Below are 6,596 nucleotides of genomic sequence, written 5' to 3' on the forward strand. Positions count from 1 at the left end.
TTATGCAAATGAAGAGATTTTTTAAAAATAATTTGATAATCATAGGCTTGTGCTTAGGATTTATATCTTGTTCTTCTGAGCAAAAGTATGTGGAAACAGAAAACTTGCAGGGAGAACTTATGGTTACAGATTCTTTAAATGCAGGTGCTAATCCTAGCATTCTTGCAGATAGTGTTTGGCTTTTGAGTTCATTTTCTAACAAATTTAATACTAATGTTTCTGTTCAGAAAGGAGACTCACTTAAGACCAAAACCCTTGCATTTATGAGAGGTGCTGGACATGGAGAATATGACAAAACGGCATTTGCGGTTTCGTCAGACAAAAGTTTGTATGTGCTTAATTGTTCTTCCAATGGGAATAAAATATACTCATTGTCACGAGTTGCACAAGCAAAATGGCTTAATGGAAATTATAAGATTGATGAAAGCTATGATTTGACTAAGTTGCCAGCTCTAAGATATATTCCTGGTAATTATATTATGCTTTCAGATTCTACATTCTTGATATGTGGTGCTCCATATAGCCAAATAGAACATATATTTACGGTTGTGAATTTTAAAAAATCAACGTTAACCCCCTTAAACTATTGGCCAAAAGACAAAAATCAAAAGGGAGGTTTGGCAAAGCATTCCGTTTATACGGACAATGCTAGTATTTTTAGAAACAAAGATAAATTCTTGTATTTGTGCGGATGGGAACGTTATGCTTTCCTATTTAAGATAGATGAGGGCAATGTTGAAGTAGAGAAGGAACTATATTCTGAGAAATTAGATTACAAAGAGATTGCTGACGGAAACTATGCTCCCACTAAGATAAGCGGAAAATCTCTTAGAATGGATGCAAACCAAAAGGCAATATATGTTTTTTTGATAGAGAAAAATAAGGAAGGACAAGAGCCGAAGAATTATATGGAGTCTCAATTTGGCAATGAGGTAGAGGTGTATGACTGGGATGGGAAGCTTTTACGCCATATCATACTAGACAAAGTTGGCTACAACATAAAGGTTTCTGATGACAATAAATGCCTCTATCTCTTTACTATGAATACAAAAAGTAACGCCCATGAAATTTGGCAATACCAATTATGAAAATATGTCAAATGCCTCTTTGATTTTAAAGTGGCATTTGGCATTAAAAAAGAATATTTATGAAGAAAAGTTATTTTAGCGTGAGTGTTTGTGCTGCTTTGATTGCTGTATGGGGATGTAAGCAAGAACATACCGATGTAAAGCAATTAGAGTGTGTTCAAAAAAACTCTGTTGAAGTAAGTTTGCCTATGGCTTTAGCTGTAGGGCAGAACTCTTTTATCGTTTCTGATTTTAAAGATGCAAAAGGAATGATAAAAGTATTTAATATGGAAACAGGTAAACTCAAATATCAATTGGCTCCTAAAGGAGAGGCAAGAGACGAGGTGTTGGAAGTCTCGAATTTTGAATTGTTGAAAGATAATGAAGAAACGTGGCTTTATGTGTATGATTTAGGTAAAGGTAAACTTTTAAAGTATGACTTTGGCAATTTAGCAAATAATAGTAATCCTACGCAAATAGACAAGTTGAAGTCAAATGATCGCTATTATTGTATAAACAATATAGGAAAAGGGTATGCAGCTTTGGGAATTTTTGAAAATCATAAATTTGATCTGTTAAATGATTCTCTCAAAAAGCATTCCAATTATGGCACTTATTTGCCAAATAAGGAAAAGGTTTCTAATAAAATAATTTCTGCAATGGCTAATTTGGGACGTTCTGTTGTGTCTTCGAATAAAAAAATACTAGTGAACTTTTCCTATGCTGCGGGTGTGTTGAGATTTTATGATATAAAGAATGGTACGTTGGTTCATCGTAAGGATGCTGTTGTGAAGCCAATGAACTTTAAAGTGAAAAACGATGACTATCAATTGCAGGATGGTCTTGGCTTCTTGGATGCGTCAATTTCCGACAACTACGTTTATGCCTTATATTCTGGAGAAAAAGAAAATTATAATGCCCCTATGCCTACTGCTAGTTATGTCTATAAATACGATTATCAAGGCAATCTGAAAGATGTTTATCATTTGGATAAAGCCGCCTTTACGTTGGCTGTGAAAAATGACGATTCTCAATTGTTTACAATCGTGGACGACCCGAACTCAAAAATATTTGTTTATAATTTGAAATGAGTGACACTTGATGACCATCAAAAAGTGCAGGCGTAAAGTAATAAATGATAGAGATATGGAGACTCCATATCTCTTAATTAAAGGATTTTATCAATGAAGAAATTATTTCTACCTGTACGGTTGGAATGATTTCGAGATGTGTATGGCAGTAGAATACATTGTCTGAGTTTCAACAACTACTCGTACAAAAACTTCGTGGAGCGATGCCTGTTGATTGGTGAGTCAAATTTTGCATTTTAGACCGCACACCGCACGGAGATCGCACTCTGCAAGTTGTTGTTTATCAATAAATTATGCCGTATTTGTGCGGTGTGCGGTCTATTTCTATTTTTCATTCATACAGGTTGAAAATATTTGTTTATAATTTGCCAATCAGCACCAATTAAAAAGGAGGAAGATGGCAAAAATCTGCATTTTTATACGTAAATAATGTCAAAATGTAAAATGATCGACTAAAAATAGTGTTGTTTTAAAATAATTTCCGTATCTTTGCAGACAAATTGCGAATATCAATATTAATACTGTATAGATTATGGAAAAGATTAAGATGACGACTCCATTGGTAGAGATGGATGGTGATGAGATGACAAGAATCCTCTGGAAGATGATCAAGGATGAACTGATTCTTCCTTTTGTAGATTTGAAAACTGAGTATTATGACCTGGGTCTGCCTTATCGTGACCAGACCAATGACCAGGTGACCATCGACTCTGCTGAGGCTGCCAAGAAATATGGTGTAGCAGTAAAGTGTGCTACCATCACTCCTAATGCCCAGCGTATGGATGAGTATAAGCTTCATAAGATGTGGAAGAGCCCTAATGGTACTATCCGTAGTATTATGGATGGTACGGTGTTCCGTGCACCTATCACCATCCCAAGCATCCACCCTTGTGTGAAGAACTGGGAGAAGCCTATCACCATCGCCCGTCATGCATACGGAGATGTATATAAGAGTGTGGAAATCCGTGCCGATGAACCGGGAGTAGCCAAACTCGTGTTTGAGGGTAAGAGCGGAAAGAAGCAGGAGGTGGAAATCCACAACTTCGATGGTGCCGGCGTTATCCAGGGTATGCACAATACCGACAAGAGCATCCGCAGCTTTGCTCACAGCTGCTTCAAGTTTGCCATCGATACCAAGCAGGATCTCTGGTTTGCTACCAAGGATACCATCTCAAAGACTTACGATGCGCAGTTCCGTAAGATCTTCGAAGAGGTTTACGAGAGTGACTACAAGGAGAAGTTTGCTGAACTCGGCATCGAATACTTCTATACATTGATTGATGATGCGGTGGCTCGTGTAATCCGTAGCAAGGGTGGATTCATTTGGGCATGCAAGAACTATGATGGTGATGTGATGAGCGATATGCTCAGTACCGCTTTCGGTTCTCTGGCTATGATGACCTCTGTATTGGTCTCTCCAGAAGGAAAGTATGAGTATGAGGCTGCGCATGGTACCGTTACCCGTCACTACTATCGCTATCTGAAGGGTGAGGATACCTCTACCAACCCAATGGCAACCATCTTTGCATGGAGTGGTGCCTTGAGAAAGCGTGGTGAGATGGATGGACTTAAGGAACTCCAGAACTTCGGTGACCAGCTGGAGGCTGCTTGCTTCGATACCTTGAATGATGGTATCGCTACCAAGGATCTCGTCAACCTGATGGAAGGTGTTAAGGCTAAGCCTGTCAACTCAGCCGGCTTCATCGCTGCTATCCGTGAGCGCCTGGAGAAGAGATTGGCATAGTCCTCTCTCTTCTTCAGAAAGATAAAAAAAGCCCTGCAGTACTTCTCGTTTATATAGAAGTATTGCAGGGTTTTATTTGTTAGAAAAGCGATTTGTTTAGTTATATGGTGTAGCCAATATAATTACACTGAGTTAAAAAGTGTAATATTATACTGTGCTTTATCATTTTTTTGTAAAAAACACATTGTTGTTACAAAATTGTAATCTGATGTAACGCTTATTACGAGATAAAAAATGTATTTTTGCACCATAATTACGAATTTATAAAAAATAGATTATGGAAAAGGCGGATAAAAGAATTCTTGTTGTTGATGATGAACAGGATTTGTGTGAAATCTTGAGTTTCAATATCCAGATAGAAGGATATCATGTGGATACAGCCAATTCTGCCGAAGAGGCTTTGGAAATGGATATTGCATCCTATGATCTGTTGCTGCTGGATGTGATGATGGGAGGTATGAGTGGATTCCAACTGGCTAAGAAGTTGAAGGAGAACCCGATGACTGCCCATGTGCCAATCATTTTCCTTACCGCTCGGGATACGGAGAATGATACGTTGACGGGATTCAACCTGGGTGCTGATGATTATATTTCCAAGCCATTCTCCATCCGTGAGGTGATGGTACGCATTCGTGCCGTATTGCGCCGTACCGCAGAACAGAATGGTAGTGCTGATGAACCTAAGGTGATTGGCTATCAGGGGCTGGTGCTGGATCTTGATAGGAAAACGGTTAGCATTGATGGCGAAGCTGTTCCTTTTACCAAGACTGAGTTTGAGTTGCTCCACCTTTTGTTGGAGGAAAAGGGTAGGGTATTCTCCCGTCAGGAATTGATAGACCGGGTGTGGCCTAAGGATGTGATGGTGCTCGATCGTACCGTGGATGTGAACATTACCCGTATGCGTAAAAAGGTTGGACGATTTGCAAAGTGCATCGTGACTCGTCTCGGTTTCGGATATTATTTCGATGCCTGATTGGTTTGACTTTGATTTACAGATAATTGTGAAGTTTAATATTCAGTTTTTAAAGTTCGATGCTTAAAACAAATACTGTAGGTAGAAAATTGTACTTTAGTGTGCTGGCGGTGTTCCTAGTGTTCGCTGTCAGCTTTATCGTGTTTCAGCAAACACGAGAGAAGCAGTATAAGATTAGTACCCTTACCTTGAAACTTGCCAACTATAACGAATTGTTGGTGGAGGATCTCGCTCTATCTTCTTCAAATGGTATTCTATTGTCGGATACGGTGAATCTGGTGGATAGTGTCAGGGTAGCTGAGGCTAAACTTGAGGATTTTGTTCAGGAACACGAAAGTAAAGACTTGAGAGTGACTCTTATCAAGCCTGATGGTAAGGTTATCTATGATAATATGGGTAAGGATTTTCGCAAGTTTTCCAATCATGCAAAAAGAGCGGAGATTGCGGAGGCACTTCAGGATGGAATGGGAACCAGTGTGGAACGCCAGTCTTCTACCCTCAAGCACGATTATTTCTATGTGGCATCCTATTTTCCTAAAAGTCAGCTAGTTGTGCGTACTGCGTTGCCATATAACGATGATTTGGCTAAGTCGCTTCAGGCTGATCAGCATTATATCTGGTTTGCTCTTGTTGCTGTCATCATTCTTACGCTTGTGCTCTATCGTTTCACCAGTCGTCTGGGTAGTAATATTTCCAAACTCCGTATATTTGCTTATAAGGCAGATCACAATGAAAGCCTGGAGGTAGAAGATTTGGCAAGCTTCCCGGGGGATGAGTTGGGAGAAATTGCTGAAAGAATCATCAAGATGTATAAGCGCGTGCAGACTACCCGAAAAGAACAGGATATCCTGAAAAGACAACTTACTCAGAATATCGCTCATGAGTTGAAAACTCCTGTGGCTAGTATTCAGGGATATCTGGAGACGATTCTGGATAACCCGCATATCAATGAGGCGACCAAGGCGCAATTCCTGCAACGCTGCTTTGCCCAAAGTGAGCGGTTGACCTCCTTGCTTCACGACATCTCTACGCTTAACCGTTTGGATGATGGTTCTGATATGATAGATTTTGAAGCGGTAGATATTACCCAGATGGTAGCTGATATTACCCGTGAGACAGCGTTGGCTCGACAGGAAAGGAAAATGGCTTTTGATAACCGGATGCCGGATCATATCGTGGTGAAGGGAAACCGAAGTCTGATATATAGTATTTTCCGCAATCTTACAGATAATGCCATTGCTTATGCTGGAGAGGGGCGCAAGATGACCTTGGAGGCGAAGGAACAGGGAAATAAATGGCATTTCATTTTCCAGGATAATGGTCAGGGAGTACCACCGGAGCATCTAGCCCGTTTGTTTGAGCGCTTTTATCGGGTGGATAAGGGACGTAGCCGCAAAATGGGTGGTACAGGTCTCGGACTTGCCATTGTTAAGAATGCCGTTCTCCTGCATGGAGGTACTATTCGGGTAAGTAATTTGCCGGAAGGCGGTCTCAAGTTTGAGTTTACCCTTAAAAAATAAGCAAAAATATTTGAATACAATATATAATATGCGCGCGCGAGAGCGTGCGCATATATGCGTATGTATGCGCGCCCCAGTGTGCGCATGTATATTATAAGGTTCTGAGTATCTGATAGTTTGTTTAAGTGTTTATAACTGTTAAAAGTTGGCGTTTTTTGAAACTTTTTCCTCGAAACATTTGGTGGAATGAAAAATAGTTAG

The 6,596-nt window shown here is 39.8% G+C and carries 5 protein-coding genes; all 5 read left to right on the forward strand.

What is annotated here, in order from left to right; genetic code table 11:
* Window positions 1-2: 2 nt before the first annotated feature.
* The 5 genes from DW657_RS12370 (at window position 3) to DW657_RS12390 (ending at window position 6,395) form a co-directional block, all read left to right on the forward strand.
* Window positions 3-1,088, forward strand: coding sequence for a hypothetical protein (locus DW657_RS12370; RefSeq protein ID WP_147381939.1), 1,086 nt, complete (start codon window positions 3-5; stop codon window positions 1,086-1,088).
* Between the two features lie 59 nt (window positions 1,089-1,147).
* Window positions 1,148-2,158, forward strand: coding sequence for a BF3164 family lipoprotein (locus tag DW657_RS12375; protein WP_118312743.1), 1,011 nt, complete (start codon window positions 1,148-1,150; stop codon window positions 2,156-2,158).
* Between the two features lie 532 nt (window positions 2,159-2,690).
* Window positions 2,691-3,902 (forward strand): NADP-dependent isocitrate dehydrogenase, encoded by a 1,212-nt coding sequence (locus DW657_RS12380; protein ID WP_118312744.1) that lies wholly within the window; start codon window positions 2,691-2,693, stop codon window positions 3,900-3,902.
* 277 nt (window positions 3,903-4,179) lie between these two features.
* Window positions 4,180-4,875 (forward strand): response regulator transcription factor, encoded by a 696-nt coding sequence (locus DW657_RS12385; protein ID WP_117664069.1) that lies wholly within the window; start codon window positions 4,180-4,182, stop codon window positions 4,873-4,875.
* Between the two features lie 59 nt (window positions 4,876-4,934).
* Window positions 4,935-6,395: a cell wall metabolism sensor histidine kinase WalK gene (locus tag DW657_RS12390; protein WP_118312745.1), complete on the forward strand. Its 1,461-nt coding sequence runs from the start codon at window positions 4,935-4,937 to the stop codon at window positions 6,393-6,395.
* The last annotated feature ends 201 nt before the right edge of the window (window positions 6,396-6,596 follow it).

The sequence above is a fragment of the Prevotella sp. AM23-5 genome (genome assembly GCF_003473645.1).
GTDB classification, from domain to species: Bacteria; Bacteroidota; Bacteroidia; order Bacteroidales; family Bacteroidaceae; genus Prevotella; species Prevotella copri_A.